The sequence below is a fragment of the Dyella sp. GSA-30 genome (genome assembly GCF_027924605.1).
Taxonomy (GTDB): domain Bacteria; phylum Pseudomonadota; class Gammaproteobacteria; order Xanthomonadales; family Rhodanobacteraceae; genus GSA-30.
Window position 1 is genome coordinate 2,860,933 of record NZ_AP027042.1, and the last position, 20,538, is coordinate 2,881,470.

Sequence of the window (20,538 nt, forward strand, 5' to 3'; positions counted from 1 at the left end):
TGTGCAAGATGGGCTGTTTCTTTCGGCCGATGCGCCAGCCAAGCAGGAGGCGATTTCTTGCGCCAAGCCTTCGTCGGGCTTTCGATGTGTGCACAGTCCGGGGCAGCAATGCGCTTTCCAACTGGCCTGTGCTCTGTCGTCGTAACTTTGTGCGTGAGCGGTGACGCGAAGGCGATTGATAGGCCTTAAGTTAGAGTCGCCCGTTCTGGCCTTTTTCCGGCAAATGCCGGTGCTAGCATCGCCGCAAGGCATCGTTATCGATGGCTAGCAGGGGAGACCAATGCGAAGCGCAGCGTATGCTGGTGTACCGGCAATTGTCGTCGGTCGCGGACCGACCGCGCTTGGTATTTTGCGCTGCTTGCGCATGGCGGGCATCGACAGTTACGTAGCCTGTCCTAAAGGCGACCATGTAACTGCATCGCGATGGTATCGACCGACGCCGGGCGTTCCCTGGGATGGCGCTCTGGGGAGTGCTGGTCATGAGGCTCTCGATCGCATGCCGCTGGATAAGGCTGTACTTATCGCTGGTGCGGATGATGCTGCGCTCTGGATGAGCGAACTACCCGACGCATTGCTGGGATCAAAATTTGCCGTGAGCACTGCATCGTCGGCGACGCAGGCGCTGTTGCAGGACAAGTCAAAGTTCGCGCAGTTCTTATCCGGCACCAGCATGCCGCACCCGAGAACGTTTTATCTCGAAAGCGTGGATGACGTAACGGCGGTGCCTTTTGATGAGCTCGATCGGGTATTTCTCAAGCCGATCAATTCGCAACAGTTCAGCGATGTGATGGGCGCAAAGGGCGTCTGGGTCGCGAGCCGTACCGAGCTGCTCACCCGTTGGCAATCCCTGCATGCGAGGGGGTTCAAGCTGATGGCGCAGGAGTATGTCCCCGGCACGGCAGCGGATCACTATTTCATCGATGGTTTTCGCGACCGCCACGGTGTCCTGACCGGTTTGTTCGCGCGAAGGCGCTACCGTATTTCGCCGCCTGATTTCGGCAACAGTTCGTATTGCGAAAGCATCCCCTTGATCGATGTCGAGGTGCCCTTGCGACACCTCGAAGCATTGTTGGCGGCGTTGGATTATCGTGGGATATTCAGCGCGGAGTTCAAGCGCGACGCTCGCGATGGCGCGTTTCGTATCCTGGAGATCAACTCGCGCGCCTGGACCTATGTGGAGTTTGCCGCGCGCTGCGGTGTCAACGTCTGCGAGATGGCCTGGCAAGATGCACTCGAACATGAAGTGCGGTCGGCTTCGCTCCAGTATGTCGTGGGCGCCGGTTGTGTTGATTTCTACAGGGACTTCGGAACCTTATGGGCACAGCGCCGAGCGATGCCACTCAATTGGTGGGCTGTCGTTCGTCAGTGGACGCATGCCCACTACCACTCATTCCGCCTGGATGATCCGAGTCCGGCGTTTCGTTTTGCGGTGGGCGTGGTCAAGCGACATGCCAAAGATGCCCTGGTAGCCAGGAGCCGGTAAGAGGCGGGGAGCCGCCACCCAGTTTTTCGTTGTACCTTGTGTCCTTGAACAGCCGGCTGGTCGAGTCGCTTGTTCGTGCGCCACGAGGACAGCACGGTGGGACCCAAGAAAAAAAAGAGCCCTCAAGAAAACACCAAGGTGGCCTCCGCGGAATTGCGCGTGGACGGTCTCACGTTGACCGCGCACGAAGCTGCGGTGCTCCGATTCCTTTATATGGGATACGTTGGCTTGCTCAAGAGCGACAAGGAAGCCTTGTCGGGGCTGGAGGCCAAGGGGCTTGCCCAGTACCTCATGGGAGGGTGGCTTTTGACGTCGCTGGGGAAGTCCTGTGCTCAGGAGCTTGGGCCTGGTTCGAAAGCGGCTCCGGAAGACCATGTGTGAAGCGCCCGCTTCCGTGTTACGCGTCCCTGAAACGACGAAACCGGCCATATAGGCCGGTTTCTGAATCGGTGGTGGGCGGTACAAGGATCGAAGGTGTGACACCTGCCGTGTGAAGCGCCCGCTGCTACACGCACGCTCCGCTTTTGCGTCGGCCTGAAACGACGAAACCGGCCATTTAGGCCGGTTTCTGAATCGGTGGTGGGCGGTACAAGGATCGAAGGTGTGACACCTGCCGTGTGAAGCGCCCGCTGCTACACGCACGCTCCGCTTTTCCGTTGCCTTGAAGCGACGAAACCGGCCGCAAAGGGCCGGTTTCTGAATCGGTGGTGGGCGGTACAAGGATCGAAGGTGTGACACCTGCCGTGTGAAGCGCCCGCTGCTACACGCACGCTCCGCTTTTCCGTTGCCTTGAAACGACGAAACCGGCCGCAAAGGGCCGGTTTCTGAATCGGTGGTGGGCGGTACAAGGATCGAACTTGTGACACCTGCCGTGTGAAGGCAGTGCTCTACCGCTGAGCTAACCGCCCGCCGAGAACGCGCCATTATAGGGACTTCGGGACCGGCGTCAATGCCTGCCGGGGCAGGTTTCCGGGCCGAAAGCTGCCGGGAAGGGGCGTATGGCTTGATAGAATGCCCCGTTTCCCTTTCTGCATCCGGCCCGCTTATGGACTTCCTTCAGCACGAACTCAACCACATTATCGAGGCGCTGAATCGCTTCCATCTGACGCCGTGGAAGGCGGTGGGCTATGCCGGCTCGATCATGTTTACCAGCCGCTGGTTCGTCCAGCTCTATTACACCCGCAAGCTGAAGCGGGTGGTGATGCCGCTGGCGTTCTGGTGGTTGTCGGTGTGCGGCAGCGTGTTGTTGCTGGCCTACTTCATTATCGGCAAGAACGATTCGGTGGGTATTCTTTCCAACTTTTTCCCGACCTTTGTCTCCGTCTACAACCTCTGGGTGCATCTGCGCGAAGTGAAGCGGCGCAAGGCGTTGGTGGAGAGTGAGGTTTAGAGAGGCGGCAACCGTTGCACGGTGTTGTTATGGGGGACGGTCGCGACTGAAGTCGCTCCTACAAGATAGCTGTGCCGGCCTAATTTTGTAGGAGCGACTTCAGTCGCGACCGCTCTCAATTACTCCGGATCGTAATCGAGGTTAGGAGCCAGCCAGCGCTCGGCCTGCTCGCGGGTCCAGCCCTTGCGCTTGGCGTAATCGTCGACTTGTTCCCGGGTCAGGCGACCGACGACGAAGTACTGGCTTTCGGGGTGCGAGAAATACCAGCCAGAGACCGCCGCGGTGGGATACATCGCGAAGCCTTCGGTCAGCTCGATGCCGGCATTGCCGGTAGCATCCAGCAACTGGAACAACGTGGCCTTTTCGGTGTGATCGGGGCAGGCCGGGTAGCCAGGGGCAGGGCGGATACCCTGGTACTTCTCTTCGATGAGCGCGTGGTTATCCAGGGTTTCCTGCGGCGCATAGCCCCAGAATTCACGACGTACGCGTTCGTGCATGCGCTCGGCAAAAGCTTCGGCGAGTCGATCGGCCAACGCCTTGAGCATGATCGAGGAATAGTCGTCGTGCACAGCCTCGAAGCGGGCCACATGCTTCTCGATGCCGATCCCGGCGGTGACTGCAAAACCACCCAGCCAATCCTGCTTGCCAGCGTCCTTGGGGGCAACGAAATCGCTTAGACAGAAGTCGGGGCGCTCGACGGGTTTGTCGACCTGCTGGCGCAGGTGGTGCAGTCGGGTGGTCTTGCCGTCGTTGGTAACGACGATGTCGTCGTCGATGCTGTGCGCCGGCCAGAAGCCGATCACCCCACGCGCGGTCAGCCAGCGCTCGGCGATCAGCTTGTCCAACATGGCCTGTGCATCGGCGAACAATTCGGTGGCCTGCTTGCCGACCACCTCGTCGGTAAGAATGGCCGGATAGCGGCCGGCTAGTTCCCAGGCGTTGAAGAAGGGCGTCCAGTCGATGTACTGGCGTAGTTCGGCCAGATCGTAGCTGTCAAAGATAGTCAGGCCGGCTTTGTTGGGCGTCGGCGGCGTGTAGCTCGCCCAGTCGCAACGCCAGCGTTGTGCGCGCGCTTTCTCCAGCGGCACGAGTTGTTTGCCGGGGCCGCGTTGCTTGTGGCGTTCGCGAATTTCCTCGTACTCGCCGCGGATCTTCGCCATGAAGTTGTCGACCAGCTCCTTGCTGACCAGTGACTGTGCCACGCCCACGGCGCGCGAGGCGTCCTTGACCCACACGGTCGGCGATTTGTAGTGCGGTTCGATCTTGAGCGCAGTATGCGCACGCGACGTGGTGGCGCCACCGATCATCAGCGGTATCTGGAAATCCTGTCGCTGCATCTCGCGTGCGACCTGGCTCATTTCTTCGAGCGAGGGAGTGATCAGGCCGGATAGGCCGATGATATCGGCGTTCTCGGCACGCGCGGTATCAAGGATCTTTTGTGCGGATACCATGACGCCGAGGTCGATCACCTCGAAGTTATTACACTGCAGCACCACGCCGACGATGTTCTTGCCGATGTCGTGCACATCGCCTTTAACAGTCGCCATGACGATCTTGCCGTTGTTCTTGCCGGCATCGCCGGTGCGCAGTTTTTCTTCTTCGATATACGGAATCAGATGGGCGACGGCGCGCTTCATCACGCGCGCGGATTTCACCACCTGGGGCAGGAACATCTTGCCGGCGCCGAACAGGTCGCCGACGACATTCATGCCGTCCATCAGCGGGCCTTCGATCACGTCGAGCGGGCGCGTGGAGTCCTTGCGCGCTTCTTCGGTGTCCTCAACGACATACTGGTCGATGCCATGCACCAGCGCGTGGCTCAGGCGCTCGCGTACCGGCTTTTCGCGCCAGGCGAGGTTTTCGACGACCACTTCGCCTTTCTTTGCCCTGAAGCTCTCGGCGATTTCCAGCAGGCGTTCGGTGGCGTCCGCACGTCGGTTGAGCACGACATCTTCGACGCGCTCGCGCAGTTCCGCCGGGACGTCGTCATAGATCATCAACGCACCGGCGTTGACGATGCCCATGTCCATGCCGGCGCGGATCGCGTGATACAGAAACACCGAATGGATCGCTTCGCGCACGGTATTGTTGCCGCGGAACGAGAACGATACGTTCGAGACGCCACCGGATACATGGGTATTCGGAAAGCGCCGCTTGATTTCGCGGGTGGCTTCGATGAAGTCCACCGCGTAGTTGTTGTGTTCTTCGATGCCGGTGGCGATGGCGAAGATATTCGGATCGAAAATGATGTCTTCGGGCGGGAAATCGAGCTCGCGGGTCAGCAGCTCATAGGCACGCGAGCAGATCTCGACCTTGCGTTCGCAAGTATCGGCCTGACCCTGCTCGTCGAACGCCATGACGACCACGGCAGCACCGTATTGCTGCACCTTGCGCGCATGTTCCAGGAACAGCGCTTCGCCTTCCTTCATCGAGATCGAGTTGACGATACCCTTGCCCTGCAGGCAGCGCAGACCGGCCTCGATCACGGTCCATTTGGATGAGTCGACCATCACCGGTACGCGCGCGATATCCGGTTCGGCGGCGATCAGGTTCAGAAAGCGCGTCATCGCCGCTTCCGAATCGATCAGGCCTTCGTCCATGTTGACGTCGATGATCTGCGCGCCGCTGGCCACCTGTTGGCGCGCTACGTCGACGGCTTCCTCGTAGCGTTCTTCCTTGATCAGTTTCTTGAACTGAGCCGAGCCGGTGACATTAGTACGCTCGCCGACGTTGACGAACAGCAGGTCGGGTGTGAGGACCAGCGGTTCGAGGCCGGACAGACGGGTATGGCGGGTGACGCTCATGTGTAACTGGACTCGCTAAGGGGTTCGATGGTGAAAGGAGCCAAGAGCGCCCCCTCACCCAACCCTCTCCCCCGGCGGAGCCAGGGGAGAGGGCTCGTTTTCGTCACGCAGCCGCTCATCATGCGGCTTGCTGTTCTTCGGTAGGGAGCGCGCGTGGGGCGTAATCGCGCACAGCCTCGGCAATGGCGCGTATGTGCGCAGGCGTCGTGCCGCAGCAGCCGCCGACCATGTTGAGCAGACCGTCGCGAGCGAAGCCGCCGATCACCGAGGCCATCTGTTCGGGTGTTTCGTCGTATTCGCCAAAGGCGTTCGGCAAGCCGGCATTCGGATGCGTGCTGATAAAACAACTGGCGCTGTTGGCCAAGGTCTGCACATGAGGGCGCAGATCGGCGGCGCCCAACGCGCAGTTGAGGCCAACTGACAACGGCCGCGCATGGTTCACCGAGTAATAGAATGCCTCCGCCGTCTGGCCGGATAGGGTGCGGCCGGAGCGGTCGGTGATGGTGCCGGAGATCATGATCGGCAGCCGGTAGCCGCGCTCGCGAAATACTTCGCTGATCGCAAACAGCGCGGCCTTGGCATTGAGCGTATCGAAGATGGTCTCGACCATGATCAGGTCGGCACCGCCATCGATCAGCCCGCTGGTCGACTCCATGTAGTTGCTGACCAGCTCCTCGAAAGTCACATTACGGAATCCCGGATCGTTGACGTCCGGCGACAGCGATGCGGTACGGCTGGTGGGACCAAGCACGCCGATGACGAAGCGTGGACGCTCTGCCGTTTCCACGGCATCGCACGCGGCGCGGGCCAGCGCGGCACCCTCGCGATTCAACTCGTAAGCCAGATGCTCCAGGTGGTAATCGGCCTGGCTGATGCGCGTAGAGTTGAAGGTATTGGTTTCGACCAGATCGGCGCCAGCTTGCAGATAAGCCTCGTGCACGCCGCGAATGATGTCCGGTTTGGTCAGCGTCAGCAGGTCATTATTGCCCTTGAGGTCGCAGCTGCCGGGATGGTCGTGCTGGTGATGGCTATCGTGACCTTCGACGAAGCGATCGCCACGAAAACTCGACTCGTCCAGCTGATGACCCTGCAGCATGGTGCCCATGCCGCCGTCGATAATCAGAATACGTTCGCGCAGCGCCGCTTCGAGTTTGGCGACACGCTCAGGGTTGTGCCAGGGTAGTTGGCTCATGCTTCACTTCCTCGCTGGTTTACGGGCCAGCAGGCTGATGACTTCAAAATGCGGTGCCTTGCGCTCGCGGCTCAGACGGATGCAACTGATCACATCCAGCTTGGCGCTCTTGGCAAAACCTTCCAGATCGGCGCTCGAAAAACCCAGGTTGCGGTGATCGAACGGTTCGACGACTGCGCGGTGATCGTGCTTGCCCAGCGTCACCGCAAGCAGCCGACCGCCGGGGCGCAGCACGCGCGAGGCTTCGGCCACGGCCTGTGCGGGCTGCTCGGTGTAAGTGAGGGCGTGCAGCATCAAAACCAGGTCGAAACTGGCGTCCTTCAGCTGCAGTTGCTGCATGTCGCCCTGTTCCACTCGTACGTGCTCGAACGCCTTGAGGCGCATCTTGGCGGCTTCGACCACACGATCGCTGCTGTCGATGCAGACGATGGAGCGCGCATGCGGCGCCAGCAGTTCGGCGGTCAGGCCGTCGCCAGAGGCGATATCGAGCACATCGCCGGTTTCCAGCAACTGCATCAGCGCACGGGCGACGGTTTCCCAGGTGCGACCGGGTGAATAATGCCGCTCCATGTCGCCGGCCACCGTGTCGGCCCAGCCTTGCTCGCGGGCACGATTGGCCAGCACGGCAGGCAGGCGCGCCGCATCGTCGCGCAGCAGCGCGTCGTCGATGCTTTCGCGCAGGGACTTGAGCAGCTCGTGCTGCTTCTCGTCGCCTTCGCTGTTGGCGCGGTAATACGCCGAAACGCCTGCACGGCGGTCGCGGACCAGATCAGCTTCCTTGAGCTTGGCCAGGTGGGTGGATACACGCGGTTGAGCAAGGTGAAGCACAGCAGCGAGCTCGGCCACGGTCAGTTCCTCGCGCTCGAGCAGCGCGAGCAGGCGGACCCGGGTAGGGTCCGCCAGCAGTCGCAGTACGCTCGAAGCCGTGGCCAGGTCCATTAGGCATCCTTATATCTCGATGGAGAGATGGAAGGCTAGGCCGGTTGGTGCGCAGCGTCAAGGGCGGAACGCGCGGCTTTTGTCAGTCCTGGGCGGGCAGATAGGGGTACCGCGCCATTAGGCGATGAAAGCAGCTCAGGTCGATGGCGGGTCGTTCAGGATCTGGCCTACATCGATGACATAGAGCCCCCCTTGCGGAAGAGCATCGTTCTGAGCATGCAACCAGGGCGGCGACGCCTTGGCGCCGACCAGATAGCTCTGCCATCCGTCGTGTTCAGGCGTGGTGCTCTGACCGTTCACATTGAGGTTGTAATCGAACGGCACTTCGATCGTCCACGAGCCATCGGCCGAGGTGGGCTTCGATGCCGGAGGATCGAATGTCCACTGTGCCACTGCCTGTTCCGAAGCACTTGCGAATGCCTTACGCAGCAAATCCCTGTTGACCGGATCCACGTCGTTCTTGAAATTGACCTGCTCCGTGAATGCTTCGGTCACGTGCCCGTCGGCTGCTACATGTGCGGCGACATACGTGTTTGCCGCGGTCCGATAACGCACGGCGACATCCGGGTATTGCGGCGGGACGCGTTTGCTTCCGGCGTTCTTGGAGCCGCTCTTTTCGCTGGAAAATGTAGCGTGGTCGAGATGTACTTGCAGATTGCCATCGATTTTTTGCGCGACCACCGTCAACTTCATGCGCGCCTGGACATTTTGTGCGACGCCATCGACGACGACCGGCGAGAAGCGCCACGTCTGCGAGGTTTGACGAAACAGGCTGTCGATCCCACCAGGGAGTTTTTCGGGGTTATCGAACGTATACGAGCTGATATTGCCCTTGGCGTCGACGGTAACGTGTCCGGACAGGATCAACCGGGCTTCCAGCTTGCCGTTTGCGGCAGCGACAGCGAGCGGAATAGCTAATGCCACCGCGCATGCTGCGCGCCGGAGCTGCAATCGATTCATGCTGTTTTCCCCTGTGCGGCCACTGCGGCCGCCAGCAAGTATGCCCCAGGTGACCGCCGCCGCTGCATATAGTCAGGTAGGTAGCGGGATGAGCGGCGCTCATGCTGCACTCGCACAAAGGCGCGATGCCAATCCCGCTAAAATGAGCGGCTACCCATTGATGCATTCCCTGGAGCCCCCCTCATGGATTTCAGCTTTACCGAAGACCAGCTATCGATTCAGTCCATCGCCCGCGACTTCGCGCAGAAGCGCATCGCACCCGTGGCGGCGGAGCTGGACGCCAAGGGCGAGTTTCCGCTCGACAATATCCGTGAGATGGGCCAGCTGGGCCTGATGGGTATCGAGGTGCCTGAGGAATACGGCGGCGCGGGCATGGATCCGATCGCCTATGTGCTGGCGATGATCGAGATCGCCGCGGCCGATGCGGCCACCTCGACGGTGATGTCGGTGAACAATTCGCTGTTCTGCAACGGCATCCTTAAACACGGCAACGAGGAGCAGAAGCAGAAGTACGTGCGCGCGATCGCTTCGGGCGAAGCCATCGGCGCCTATGCGTTGACCGAGCCGCAGTCCGGTTCCGATGCATCGGCCATGCACACCCGCGCCACCAAGAACGCCAAGGGCGACTGGGTGATCAACGGCAAGAAGAGCTGGATCACCTCCGGCCCCGTCGCTCGCTATATCGTGCTGTTCGCCATCACCACGCCGGGCATCGGCGCCAAGGGCGTGTCGGCCTTTATCGTCGATACGCAGTTGCCGGGTTTCCACGCTGGCAAGACCGAGCCGAAGCTGGGCATCCGCGCATCGGCCACCTGCGAGATCGAATTTTCCGATTACGTCCTGCCGAAGGAAAACCTGCTGGGCGAAGAGGGCAAGGGCTTCTCCATCGCCATGGGCGTGCTCGATGCCGGTCGTATCGGCATCGCTTCGCAGTCCGTCGGTATCGCACGCGCGGCCTATGAAGCCACGCTGCAGTGGTCGCGCGATCGCAAGGCATTCGGCCAGCCGATCGGCACCTTCCAGATGACCCAGGCCAAGATCGCCGACATGAAGTGCAAGCTCGACGCGGCGACGTTGCTGACGCTGCGCGCGGCATGGGCGAAAGGTCAGGCGGAAAAGAACGGCGGCCGTTTCGGCACCGAAGCGTCGGTGGCCAAGCTGGTCGCATCGGAAGCGGCGATGTGGATCGCCCACCAGGCCGTGCAGATTCACGGCGGCATGGGCTACTCGAAGGAGATGCCGCTGGAGCGTTATTTCCGCGATGCGAAGATCACCGAGATCTACGAGGGCACCAGCGAAATCCAGCGCATGGTGATCGCGCGCGCTGAAACTGGGCTGCGCTAAGGTTTCGATTTACTTCGACGCCCGGCCACCTTGGTGGCCGGGCGTTTTGCTGTGTGCATGTCGCGACCTCATGGAGCCTCGAACAACCTCAGCCTCCATCGTTGTCCCGGCGAAAGCCGGGACCCGGCGCCTTATGCTTCAACGTGTGGAAGACGCTGGGCCCCGGCTTTCGCCGGGGCGACGGATAGGAAAGGGTTTTTAGAGATCGACTGAAATCGCTCTCACAAAAGCGCTATTAGTGCAGCTGCACGCTAACGACCTGTTCTTGCGTGCGATAGATGTCTGGAAAATAACGCTGCAGGTTCACGACCTTCGGCGCATCGTTGACCACGATATAGCGATCGTCCGGGTGCAGGCGTGCATAGTCCTGGTGATAGGCCTCGGCCGGATAGAAGGCCTTCAACGGCACCACCTGTGTCACGATCGGATCGTCAAAGGCCTTGTCGGTGCCCAGCTGTGCGATATAGGCCTTGGCTACGCGCTCCTGTTCGGGCGTGTTGAAGAAAATCGCCGAACGGTATTGCGTGCCAACGTCGGGACCCTGGCGATTGAGCAGCGTGGGATCCGTCGCAACGGAGAAGAACACCCGCAGCAACTGACCGTAGCTCACCTGCGCCGGGTCGTAGATGATCTTCACTGATTCGGCATGGCCGGTATCGCCATCGCTGACCTGATCGTAGGTCGCGGTGGCCGCGCTGCCGCCGGAATAACCGGACCACACGCGCTTCACACCTTTGACATGCTCGAATACCGCCTCGACGCCCCAGAAGCAGCCACCCGACAGCACAGCCACTTCTTCGCTATGCGTCTTGGCCAGAGGGGTATCGGTCTGGGGGGCTAGCAAAGCGCCCGATTCATGGCTGATGGCAGGCGTGCTGCAAGCCGCGACACCTGCGGCAATCAGTAGCGCGGCCAGGGGTTTGAGCGTAAACGACATAAGCGCACTCCGGCTGGGGACGGTGGGCAGGGTTGCCCCTGTATCACCTATTCGTCGTGCACGCCGGGAAGGTTACGCCGCTTCCACCACGTAGATCGTGATGTCGCCGACCTGCACGGTCTGGCCCGCGTGGATCTTGCAGGTCTTGCGCAGTTCCTGCTCGCCATCCACGCTCACGGCGCCGCTGGCGACGATCGCTTTGCCAGCACCGCCGCTGTCGCACAGGCCGCTGAGCTTGAGCAGCTGATTGAGTTCCACGTAGTCGCGGTCCAGCTCGAAATCCAGTTCCATCAGGCGTCGGCCTCGTCAAAAGCGCTTTCGGGCAATGCGACAAACGCAAAGAAGGGGGTCTGGTTGTCGAACCAGTGTTCCGCCGCCTCGTCGAGCACGTCGAGCAAGGTATCGAAATCTTCTTCGCTGGCGTCGCGCAGGGTTTCGCCGTGCACGATCAGCAGCAGATAACCGGAGGCTTTCAGCCAGGACAGGTCGCGCAGGCTGTCGGCGAGTGCATCCCAGTTGTCGCCGAAACTCTCGGGGAAATGCAACGCATCGTTGAGATGCCGCATCAGCGAGGTCTTGTCGGTGCAGCCATGCAAATCGATGTGCAAGCTGCGCAGCGGATATTTGCCGGCCGCCTTGTCCAGCGCAGCGATGTCGTCCTGGGTAACGAAAAACACGCCGCCGCGCGCAGGATCATTCAGGTCGATGTCAAACGAAGCGCTCATGCGTGCACCTGGAAACAGCGGAAGCTGCGGTAGTGGTCGTCAGTGTAATAGTAGATCGTTGGCGGCGTGCCGCCGGTGATGATGCGTCGTGCGCCGCGATCCGGGCTGCCGGGCGTTTCCACGGTGTATTCGTGGTAGTAGCTATTGGCTTGTTGCGGCAGCAGGTTTTCGCGGTTGCCGAAGACCACGCCATCCTGGCGATGCGGGAACGGGCCGTTACTCTCGATCAGCTTGATCGTCTGATAAGCCTCCTGCGGAAGGAACATGGGCAGGACAGGGCAGGCACTCGTTTCGGCGCTGGCGGTTCGTGATGGTGGTTGCGCCGTATTGAGCTGGCTGGGGTGCCGGTTGGGCTGCAAATAAAGCCAGCCAACGACCAATACCAGGATGATCAATGGAAGAATGCGGTTGACGCGCATGGATAATCCTTATCGAGATGACTTAGGCGGCTGCATCGACGCGTTTTTGCAACGCCATCGCTGCGGCGGGGTTTCGATGTTTTGCCGCACTGATAAAAAACACGAACACATCGCGCGGCGCGGTTTTTGGCGTGGCCTCGGTCATGTGCGGAAGATCTGCATTGTCTTCGCCGCCTGCCCAGCGTTCGGCACGTGATGCCCACGCATCGAGATTGTTGTCGGCATAACCGGTAGCGATCTTGTCCTCGCTGCGCATCAGCCGTGCATAGGTGAAATCCCCGGTGATATCGGCCAGCGAAGGATAGTCGGGTGAATCGGTGAACACGGTCGGGATGCGGTGCTTGCGCGCCAACGCGACGTACGCTTCGCTGAGAAAGCTGGGGTGGCGCACTTCAAGCACGTGCCGCAACAGCTCGCCTTCGAGCTTGGCCGGGAGCAACGCCAGGAACGCGTCCAGGTCGTCGGCATCGAAGGGTCGCGAGGGTGGAAGCTGCCACAGGATCGGCCCCAGCCGGTCCCCCATTTCCGACAGGCCGCCTTCGACAAAGCCGCGAATGCCTTTCTCCGTATCGGCCAGGCGCTTGCCCTCGGTGACATAGCGTGGCGCCTTGAGCGAAAACACGAAACCCTCGGGTGTTTCCGACGCCCAGCGTGCATAGGTGGCCGGCTTTTGCGCGCCATAGAACGTGCCGTTGATTTCGATCGCGCGCAGGTGGCGGCTGGCGTACTCGAGTTCGCGCTTTTGCGTCAGGCCGTCCGGATAGAAATTCTTGCGCCAGGGTGCATAGGTCCAGCCGCCGATACCGGCGCGTATCGGGTGAGTGGCGGCAACGCTGGCGAACAGATCGCCTTTGGGGGCACGAGTAGGCATCGGAAAGGTCGTGACAAGCGGCGCACCATGATGCCACGCCCGGCCCGGCGTGACTTCAAGCACGCGCGGCAGTCGCGGGCGTGGCGCAGCTTATGGCGGGCTTGCCGTCCCCCGTCCACACGAATGAGGATCGATCATGCAGCGCATCAGGGGTGTGTTGTTGGCCGTCTTGGCATATAGCAGCGCAGCGGCAGCCGCGCAGACCGCGACGCCGGAAGTGTTCGCGCCGGGCGTCATCTCCGGGCCGGCGAGTGAGGATTCGGCCGCGTTTTCGCCCGATGGAAATACCCTCGTCTTTGATCGCAGCACGGGCCAGAACCAGATCGTTCTGGTGACCCATCGGGTGCACGGGCAATGGCAGCCGCCACAGATCGCACCGTTTTCGGGGCGCTGGCTGGACCACGATCCGGCGATGTCGCCGGATGGGACCTTCGTGGTGTTCAGCTCCAATCGGCCCGACACGCCGGATGGCAAAGCCCTGGACGCGCAGTTGTCCAACGGCAAGGTGTCGGCCGGCTGGGGCGGCCGCTTGTGGAAAGTCGAGCGGCATGGCGATCGTTGGGACGAGCCGGTGTTGTTGCCGGCAACGGTGAATCAGGGCACACGCACCTATTCGCCAAGCATTGCCGCCGATGGCAGCCTGTATTTTCAACGACCGGTCCCAGGCGGCGGGCAGGGTGCTTTCAAGTTGTATCGGTCGGTTTATCGGGATGGCGCGTATCAAGAGGCCGAGCCCTTGAAACTCGGCAACAGCGATTCGCATGAGCTCGACCCGGCCGTTGCGCCGGATCAATCCTTTATCGTGTTCGACGCCAACTATGCCGGTAAGGACGATCCGGATCGGCTGTACATAGCCTTCCGCGACGGCGACGGCTGGAGCAAGCCGATCGATCTGGGCGACGAGATCAACCGCGGTTCGCCATGGGGCTCGCATCTGGGCGCCGACCATCGCACGCTGTATTTCAGTAGCCCGCGCACGACGCGCGTGGTTTATCCGCGTGCGGTGGGTCAGGCCTCGCAGGACCTTTCGCGGATGCAGACCTGGGACAACGGTAACGACAACCTGTGGTCGGTGTCGCTCGCGCCCTGGCTGGATGCGCACGCCTCCGGGGGCTGACTTCCGGCGCTGGTGCCGGGCCGCATTTAGCGAGATAGTTCCGGCTTTGCCCAAAGCTGGAGCCAGCGATGTCCTATCGACCCTTGTCCCCGCGCCTGCTTGGCTGTTGCGCCTTGTTCGTGTTCGCCACCAACGTTTTCGCGCAGACGCCAGCCAGCCAACCCGTGTCGCCTGCTGCGACTGCCGATGCAGCATTGCCGGCACAGCTGCAGGATTTCGGTGCCTACGTGGACAGCGCGCGCAAGACCTTCGAGGTGCCCGGCATCGCCGTGGCGATCGTCAAGGACGGCAAGGTGGTCATGGAGCGGGGCTTCGGCGTGCGCGAAGTCGGCAAGCCGGAGCAGGTCGACGCGCATACGCTGTTTGCGATCGCGTCGAACACCAAGGCCTTCACCGCCGCATCGCTGCAGATGCTGGCCGAGCAAGGCAAGTTGAAGATGGACGATCGGGTCACCGATCATCTGCCCTGGTTCCAGATGTCCGATCCCTATGTCACGCACGAGATGCGTATTCGCGATCTGCTCGCGCATCGCAGCGGCCTGGGCTTGGGCGCAGGCGATCTGCTGTACTGGCCGCCGACCTCGTATACGACCAAGGAAGTGGTCGAGCGTCTGCGCAACGTGCCGCTGGCGACCAGCTTCCGTAGTGCCTACGCGTACGACAATATTCTGTTCGCGGTAGCGACGCTGGTGATCGAAAACGTCTCCGGCCAGAGTTACGCGGATTTCCTGCGCAATAACATCTTCAAACCGGTCGGCATGGACGAGACCCTGGTCGATATGACCTATCTCAAACCGGGCATGGATGTGGCGATGGGCCACGCCAAGTTCGACTTCAAGGATCTCAAGCCGGTGCCGCCGATGGCCTGGTCGAATAATCCCGGTGCAGGCGGCATCTACTCCAGCGTGCACGACCTGGCCAAGTGGATGAACGTGCAACTGGCCGGTGGCGTGCTGCCATCGGGCGACGGCAAGGAGCAGCGCCTGTTCAAGCAGAGCAGCCAGGACCAGATGTGGTCGATGCTTACGCCGATGAAGGTCAACAAGCCGCCGGTGCCGGAACTGGAAAGTCTCAAGCCGAATTTTGCCGGTTACGGTGAAGGCTGGTTCCTGTCCGATTACCACGGTCAGCGCCTGGTGTGGCACACGGGTGGCTGGCCGGGCATGGTCTCGCGCGTGACCCTGGTGCCGGAGTTGCACCTTGGTGTGGTGGTACTGACCAACCAGGAGTCGGGGGCTGCATTCAATGCGGTGACTTATCGCGCCCTCGATGCCTACATGAGCGGCAGCAAGACCGACTGGGTCGCCGCTTACGATAAGGCGGTCAAGAAGGCGGAAGGTAACGCGGACGACAGTTGGAAGAAGCACGAGAAAGAGCGTGACAAGAACGGCAAGCCGTCGCTGGCGCTGGCGAAGTATGCCGGTACCTATCGCGACCGCTGGTATGGCGATGTCATCGTCAGCAACGAGGGCGGTAAATTGCGCATGCGCTTCTCCAAGACCGCGCAACTGGTCGGCACGATGACGCCGTGGCAGCACGACAGCTTTATCGTGCGCTGGGACGATCGCGCGCTCAATGCCGATGCCTTCGTGACGTACTCGCTCGATGCCGACGGCTCGATTCGCGACGTGCGGATGGAGCCGATTTCGCCCTTGACCGACTTCAGTTTCGACTTCCAGGATCTGCGCCTGGAGCCGGTGAAGCCGGAAGCGCCCTGAGTGCCACGACGGCCATTCGCATGAACTTGCGAAATGGCCGTCTGGCGGTTGAATGACTTCTTGCGCCGCCGTGTCGGCTCGCGTGTTTTACAGGCATAGTCGCCGCCGCAAGCGTGCATCAGACACGCTTGAGTGTGACCTCGCTTCGAACGCGGCAGACCGCGTCGATAGCGTTGGCACGACAGACGAATGCGTTTGGAGGGAGTCGACATGAAATCGTTTGGATGGATGGCCGCGTTGCTCGTATGCGCTTTGGCCGGCGCACCTGCATTTGCCCAACAATCCGCGGCGCCTGCCGGTTCCACCGGCCAGTGCAACGACGGCACGTATACCGATCACAACGGCAAGCGTGGTGCCTGCGCCGGTCACAAGGGCGTCAAGGAGTGGTACACCGCAGCGGCTGCTGCGGCCCCGGCAGCTGCGGCTCCCGCGCCGACAGCGGCCCCCGCGCCAACGCCTGCGCCGGCAGCTGCCCCCGCCCCGGCTCCGGCACCCAAGGCGGCCGCAACGCCGCACGCGCCGGCAGCTCCCGCCGGTGCCGCTGCACCGGGCGGTGGTCCGGGCATGGTGTGGGTCAACGACAGCAGCAAGGTTTATCACTGTCCTGCTGACAAGTGGTATGGCCGTACCAAGAAGGGCGAGTACATGAGCGAATCGGACGCGAAGGCCAAGGGCTTTCATGCCGATCATGGAAAGGCTTGTAGTTGATTGAGTGGGGCTAAGAGCCCCCTCACTCCAACCCTCTCCCCCGGCAAAGCCAGGGGAGAGGGGGCAAAAGCACGTAGTACTGAAGACTTGCCTCATTCGACCCCCTCTCCCCTGGCTTTGCCGGGGGAGAGGGCTGGGGTGAGGGGGCGCAAAGCGCGATGCGAAGCGAGCCGTCAGCGAACCTGCCACGGATCGTAACTACCAAACCACCACAAATGACCTTCCGGGTCGCTGCACGCGTAACCGGCGCCGCCGTATTCCTGCTCGGCGTATTCATCGATGATGACCGCGCCGACCGACCTGGCCTGTTCGTAGTGCGCCTTGACGTCCTTGACGATGACGCAGGCGCATTGCGTTTCGCGTCCGGCCACCTGATCGGGCTGCACAAAGTGACGGCCAAAAGGATTGTCGCGAACCTCACTGAGCATGATCATGCCGCTGCCATAAATGAGCTGTGCGTGCACGATGACGCCGTCTTCTTCATACACGGCGTTTTTCTCGAAACCGAACGCCTTGCATAGCCACTCGATCATGGCCCGCGCGTCGCGGTAGCGCATGGAAGGAATGATGGTGCTGCCTTGGCTGGTCATGAGCACGCTCCGGTCTGAAGAATCAGGTTTTCTTGCTGTCGTCCCCTGGCGCATCGTCAGTGCCGACGACCGTTGACGCTTCGGATTTCTCGACGGTCTGTCGCACGGTGTGAATCACCATGTCCTGCGGACTGCTCAAGGGAATCGCCGCTTCGCGCAGCTTGTTCAACAGCTCGAACAGAATGTCGCTCTTGACGCCACCGGCATCGCGCGGGCTTTTTACATAGCCGGTGCACACGAAGGTCATCGTGCCGCCGTCGAGATTGTCCAGCGTGACGCTGGGCGAGGGTGTTTCGAGCGTGGCCGGATGATGGCGAAATACGTCCAGAACAAGCGTTCGCGCTTTGCTGGCATCGGTGCTGAGCGGTAACGACAGCTGCAGCTGCACGCGGCCCTGCGCATGCCCCAGCGTCACGTTGCGCACGTTCTGGCTGATGAACTGCGAGTTGGGCACGATCATCGTCGAGCGGTCGCTCATCTGGATTTCTGTGGCACGCACATTGATGCGCCGGACATCGCCTTCGACACCGCCGCCAAGGCTGACCCAATCGCCCACTTTCACCGGTCGCTCGGCCAACAGGATCAGGCCGGAAATAAAGTTCTGCACGATGGCCTGCAAGCCAAAGCCGATACCCACCGACAGCGCGCTGGCGACCCAGGCGATGCTTTGCAGGTTGAACTTGAGCGCAGCCAGGGCAAGCAGGAAAACCAGGATGCCGCCGACATAACCCAGCAGGGTCACGATCGAATTCTGCATGCCCAGTTCGAGCGACGTCTTGGGCAGCAACTGGTTGCTCAACCATTGCTTGATGCCGCGGACTACCAGCATTCCGAAGAACACCACCAGCACGGCGTTGAAGATGTCTCCGGGAACGATCGGCAACGAACCAATATTGTTTGCGCCGCTAAACAGCTGCAGCACGCGCCCGCTCAGCTCGGAAGGGCCGGCACCGTAGCGGGAGAACACCAGCGAGATCGCTAGCAGCAAAAGCAGGGCGCGGCATATGCCCGAAAGAATCGTCGCGGTCTGTTCCAGTCGCTCGGCCGAGAGGCCAAAGGCTTCCTGCATGCGCTGGCCGGTGCGTTCGGTCGGCGAAAACAGCGTTTCGAACACATCGTGGAGCAGGTGCGAAAACAGATACAGCGACAGGACGATGACGCTGGTCCAGACGATCTGTCGCGCTACCACCCACGACAGTGCGAAGTAGCCGCTGAGCACTGCCAACCAGCACACCAGTACGCCCGCAAAGGCGGCAAAGACCAGCAGGCCAACCCATAGGGGACGTCTGGCCGGCGTATCGCCGGCGGCCAGCATGACGCGGCGGGCGTGGCCCATGCGCAACAGCACCGCACCAATCAGCGAAGCGATGATCAGCGACAGCGTGCCGTTAGTGATGACCACGGCAGCCAGACCGGCGCCGATGTCCTTGTTGATCTGGTCGACCGTGCCCATGACAAAGACGGCCGCTGCCAGCAGCCACGGGAACGGGCGCAAATGTTCGGCGGTGTCGTCAGACACCTGCGGCATGCGCCACGATGGACGCTTCACGCTTAGCAGTGCACGCCCCAGCCCCGCGACGTATGCGCAGAAGCAGACCAATCGCACCAGGGCATGCAGGAGATTCTGTAGATCCTCGCTCAGCAGATGGTTCCAGTTGAGCGAGAGATAGGCCAGATAGGCGGCAAAACCGACGCAGGCCAGTGTGATCAGGGTAATGATCGTAGCCAGCGTGCTGCGGCGGAGATGGCCTTGCGGGAGGTGCTTGGCGCCAAGGCGAATGAACAGTTTCTCGATCAGGCGGCGGGCGACCAGCAAGCCGATCGCGGCCAGCAGGCACAGTACGAAAGGCAAGCGGTTGGGTGGCTGCCACGCCTGACGTATGGCCGCGCCGAGGTCACGGCCGAGTTGGCCCAGTTCGGCCATGTCGCTGGGGAGGTCGTGGGCCAGGCTCGACCAGAAACTGCCAGTGAGCGGCGACGCGGTGCGTTGCGACAGCTGTGCCTCGAAAGCGTCGCGCTGCAACGCCGAGATCGTGTTGAGCACTTGCACGCTGTCCAGGCTGGCTGTATTGGCCTGCTTGATCTGGCCGTCGACATCGGCCTTGGCGGTGTTCAGATCCTTGCGCTGGCTGGCGATCTCCGGAGCTTCGGGCGGTGAGCCCTTGGCCGGCGGCGCACCGAGCACGGTGAGCTTGGCCTGCAGGCTGTTGCTTTGCGGAGTCAGTGTGCTGGTCAGGTCGGTCGACTGCTTCTGGATCGTCTGTACCTTGTTGCGCAGCTCGATCAAGGTTGCATCGTCGGGGCGTTCCTTCGCCGACAGCTGCTGCTGGATATCGGCCAGTTGATCGTTCAATTGATCGGCCGTCGGCGGCGCGGGCGTGCTCGCGGACGCGGCGGGAGCATCCGCAGCCAGGGCGTTCTCGACCAAGGCCGTGGGGGCGGCCAGGATGAGCGTGAAGACGAGCAGGAATCGAAGTAGCAGGCGCATTTCGGGGATGATCCCGGGCTCGGTGGATGGGGTCAATCGTCACGGACGATTTATGCCGGTCCTGTACGATGCTGCGTTCAGTCTACGGCCCCTGCACGGAAGAATATGTCTTCGATTCCATGGCCCGAATGGGATGGCGATGTCGCCAAGGCGCGTGCCCTGCAAACCCAATTGGCAACCCAGGTCGTTATCGAAGACGATTTTGGGCCGCTGAAACACATTGCCGGAGTCGACGTCGGTTTCGAAGCCGGCGGCGCCATCACGCGCGCTGCGGCGGTGCTGCTGGACGCGGCCAGCCTCAAGCCGGTGGCTAATGTGGTGGCGCGCCTGCCCACGCGGATGCCGTATATCCCCGGGCTGTTATCGTTTCGCGAGTTGCCTGCAGTGCTCGACGCACTGGCCGGCCTGCCGCAGACGCCGGACATGGTCTTTGTCGACGGGCAGGGTATTGCCCACCCTCGCGGCCTGGGCATTGCGGCGCACCTTGGCGTCACCATCGGATTGCCAACGATCGGGGTAGCCAAAAGCATCCTGGTGGGCAGTCACGGTGAGCTGGGCGAGCAGCGTGGGGCGCGTGCCGACCTGGTCTATCGCGGCAAGCTGATCGGGACGGTGCTGCGCAGCAAGCAGAAGGTGAAGCCGTTGATTGTTTCGCCCGGGTATCGGGTAAGCATGGCTACGGCTGCCGATCTGGTTCTGAAATGTTGCACGACGTATCGGCTACCCGAACCGACGCGCTGGGCGGACAAGTTGGCGTCGCGGCGTTAGAAAGCCTTGTAGGAGCAACTTCCGGAAACCTCGAATAACCTCCGTTTTTCCTATCGTCATCCCGGCGCAGGCCGGGACCCAGTGG

General features: G+C 61.6%; 19 protein-coding genes and 1 tRNA gene. 8 read left to right on the forward strand and 12 right to left on the reverse strand.

Annotation, left to right across the window (positions count from 1 at the left end; all coding sequences use genetic code 11):
* The first annotated feature begins 364 nt into the window (after positions 1-364).
* Positions 365-1,483 carry a hypothetical protein gene (locus tag QMG46_RS12555; RefSeq protein ID WP_281848172.1) on the forward strand — a complete coding sequence of 373 codons (1,119 nt, stop codon included), beginning with the start codon at positions 365-367 and terminating at the stop codon, positions 1,481-1,483.
* Positions 1,484-1,552: 69 nt separating this feature from the next.
* Positions 1,553-1,864, forward strand: coding sequence for a hypothetical protein (locus tag QMG46_RS12560; protein ID WP_281848173.1), 312 nt, complete (start codon positions 1,553-1,555; stop codon positions 1,862-1,864).
* A 452-nt stretch (positions 1,865-2,316) separates the two neighbouring features.
* Here QMG46_RS12560 and QMG46_RS12565 read toward each other — a convergent pair.
* A tRNA-Val gene (locus QMG46_RS12565) sits at positions 2,317-2,391 on the reverse strand.
* Positions 2,392-2,528: 137 nt separating this feature from the next.
* Between QMG46_RS12565 and QMG46_RS12570 the strand changes: the two genes are divergently transcribed.
* Positions 2,529-2,873 carry a lipid-A-disaccharide synthase N-terminal domain-containing protein gene (locus QMG46_RS12570; protein ID WP_281848174.1) on the forward strand — a complete coding sequence of 115 codons (345 nt, stop codon included), beginning with the start codon at positions 2,529-2,531 and terminating at the stop codon, positions 2,871-2,873.
* Between the two features lie 119 nt (positions 2,874-2,992).
* Here the strand turns inward: QMG46_RS12570 and metH are convergent, their stop codons facing one another.
* The 4 genes from metH to QMG46_RS12590 form a co-directional block, all read right to left on the reverse strand.
* A complete protein-coding gene (gene metH, locus QMG46_RS12575) occupies positions 2,993-5,677 on the reverse strand; it encodes a methionine synthase (protein WP_281848175.1) in 2,685 nt (894 codons plus the stop codon).
* 118 nt (positions 5,678-5,795) lie between these two features.
* Positions 5,796-6,869 (reverse strand): homocysteine S-methyltransferase family protein, encoded by a 1,074-nt coding sequence (locus QMG46_RS12580; protein WP_281848176.1) that lies wholly within the window; start codon positions 6,867-6,869, stop codon positions 5,796-5,798.
* Between the two features lie 3 nt (positions 6,870-6,872).
* Positions 6,873-7,808 carry an ArsR/SmtB family transcription factor gene (locus QMG46_RS12585; protein ID WP_281848177.1) on the reverse strand — a complete coding sequence of 312 codons (936 nt, stop codon included), beginning with the start codon at positions 7,806-7,808 and terminating at the stop codon, positions 6,873-6,875.
* 135 nt (positions 7,809-7,943) lie between these two features.
* The gene (locus tag QMG46_RS12590) at positions 7,944-8,768 is read right to left on the reverse strand and encodes an energy transducer TonB (RefSeq protein WP_281848178.1); all 825 of its coding nucleotides are present in this window, start codon (positions 8,766-8,768) and stop codon (positions 7,944-7,946) included.
* A 183-nt stretch (positions 8,769-8,951) separates the two neighbouring features.
* Here QMG46_RS12590 and QMG46_RS12595 point away from each other — a divergent pair, with 183 nt between their 5' ends.
* Entirely contained in the window at positions 8,952-10,112 is a 1,161-nt protein-coding gene (locus QMG46_RS12595) for an acyl-CoA dehydrogenase family protein (protein WP_281848179.1), read from the forward strand.
* Between the two features lie 235 nt (positions 10,113-10,347).
* On the opposite strand, the gene msrA is transcribed toward QMG46_RS12595, so the two are convergent.
* From msrA to QMG46_RS12620, 5 genes are all read right to left on the reverse strand, one after another.
* Positions 10,348-11,049 (reverse strand): peptide-methionine (S)-S-oxide reductase MsrA, encoded by a 702-nt coding sequence (gene msrA / locus QMG46_RS12600; protein WP_281848180.1) that lies wholly within the window; start codon positions 11,047-11,049, stop codon positions 10,348-10,350.
* Positions 11,050-11,121: 72 nt separating this feature from the next.
* Positions 11,122-11,343 (reverse strand): RNA-binding S4 domain-containing protein, encoded by a 222-nt coding sequence (locus QMG46_RS12605; RefSeq protein WP_281852885.1) that lies wholly within the window; start codon positions 11,341-11,343, stop codon positions 11,122-11,124.
* The gene (locus QMG46_RS12610) at positions 11,340-11,774 is read right to left on the reverse strand and encodes a barstar family protein (protein WP_281848181.1); all 435 of its coding nucleotides are present in this window, start codon (positions 11,772-11,774) and stop codon (positions 11,340-11,342) included. The genes QMG46_RS12605 and QMG46_RS12610 overlap by 4 nt, the downstream gene beginning before the upstream one ends.
* Entirely contained in the window at positions 11,771-12,193 is a 423-nt protein-coding gene (locus tag QMG46_RS12615; RefSeq protein ID WP_281848182.1) for a guanyl-specific ribonuclease, read from the reverse strand. Before QMG46_RS12615 ends, QMG46_RS12610 begins: the two co-directional genes overlap by 4 nt.
* A gap of 22 nt (positions 12,194-12,215) precedes the next feature.
* On the reverse strand, positions 12,216-13,064 hold the full coding sequence (locus QMG46_RS12620) for a DUF72 domain-containing protein (RefSeq protein WP_281848183.1): 849 nt from the start codon (positions 13,062-13,064) through the stop codon (positions 12,216-12,218).
* A 136-nt stretch (positions 13,065-13,200) separates the two neighbouring features.
* On the opposite strand from QMG46_RS12620, the gene QMG46_RS12625 reads away from it, so the two are divergent.
* The 3 genes from QMG46_RS12625 (at position 13,201) to QMG46_RS12635 (ending at position 16,607) form a co-directional block, all read left to right on the forward strand.
* Positions 13,201-14,181, forward strand: coding sequence for a TolB family protein (locus QMG46_RS12625; protein WP_281848184.1), 981 nt, complete (start codon positions 13,201-13,203; stop codon positions 14,179-14,181).
* Positions 14,182-14,249: 68 nt separating this feature from the next.
* Positions 14,250-15,899, forward strand: coding sequence for a serine hydrolase (locus QMG46_RS12630; protein ID WP_281848185.1), 1,650 nt, complete (start codon positions 14,250-14,252; stop codon positions 15,897-15,899).
* A 210-nt stretch (positions 15,900-16,109) separates the two neighbouring features.
* Positions 16,110-16,607, forward strand: coding sequence for a DUF3761 domain-containing protein (locus tag QMG46_RS12635; protein WP_281848186.1), 498 nt, complete (start codon positions 16,110-16,112; stop codon positions 16,605-16,607).
* A gap of 173 nt (positions 16,608-16,780) precedes the next feature.
* Here QMG46_RS12635 and QMG46_RS12640 read toward each other — a convergent pair whose 3' ends face one another.
* Both QMG46_RS12640 and QMG46_RS12645 read right to left on the reverse strand, forming a co-directional pair.
* Positions 16,781-17,197, reverse strand: a complete 417-nt coding sequence (locus QMG46_RS12640) for a VOC family protein (RefSeq protein ID WP_281848187.1) — start codon at positions 17,195-17,197, stop codon at positions 16,781-16,783.
* Positions 17,198-17,219: 22 nt separating this feature from the next.
* A complete protein-coding gene (locus QMG46_RS12645) occupies positions 17,220-19,685 on the reverse strand; it encodes a DUF3772 domain-containing protein (RefSeq protein ID WP_281848188.1) in 2,466 nt (821 codons plus the stop codon).
* Positions 19,686-19,790: 105 nt separating this feature from the next.
* Between QMG46_RS12645 and nfi the strand changes: the two genes are divergently transcribed.
* Entirely contained in the window at positions 19,791-20,453 is a 663-nt protein-coding gene (gene nfi / locus QMG46_RS12650) for a deoxyribonuclease V (RefSeq protein WP_281848189.1), read from the forward strand.
* Positions 20,454-20,538: the final 85 nt, after the last annotated feature.